This is a genomic window from Massilia eurypsychrophila, assembly GCF_002760655.1.
In the GTDB taxonomy this organism is placed as follows: Bacteria; Pseudomonadota; Gammaproteobacteria; order Burkholderiales; family Burkholderiaceae_D; genus JAFCUW01.
Window position 1 is genome coordinate 1 of sequence record NZ_PDOC01000108.1, and the last position, 376, is coordinate 376.

At 52.1% G+C, this 376-nt stretch carries 1 protein-coding gene; it reads right to left on the reverse strand.

What is annotated here, in order from left to right; translation table 11 throughout:
* Positions 1 to 158: 158 nt before the first annotated feature.
* On the reverse strand, positions 159 to 376 hold a 218-nt coding region (locus CR105_RS27600; protein ID WP_143752844.1), incomplete at its 5' end, for an IS30 family transposase.

Genomic DNA, 376 nt, shown 5'->3' on the forward strand with positions numbered 1-376 from the left:
GGGTTATGGGCAGGAAAAAGATCGGCAGTATTCGCGTGAAGCAGGGTTCGATCATCATCTGGTCAAACCCGCCAACTTTGATGAGGTACTGAGAATCCTGACGACTGTTTGATTTGCTGTTAGCCTTGGCGGTTTCAAGTACCAAGCGCAACACTGGGTTAATTAACAGTGTCGGTCGGATGTTGTAGCAGTGCTATGTGCTGAGTATAAACGACGAGCGGCGATTCATAATTGAGCCTCGCTCTCGGGCGTGTATTGAGCGACAGGGCGATTGCATCGAGCTCGTCTTGGGAGTAGATCGACAGGTCCGATCCCTTTGGCATGTACTGGCGCAGCAGGCCATTAGTGTTCTCATTTGAGCCGCGCTGCCATGGGC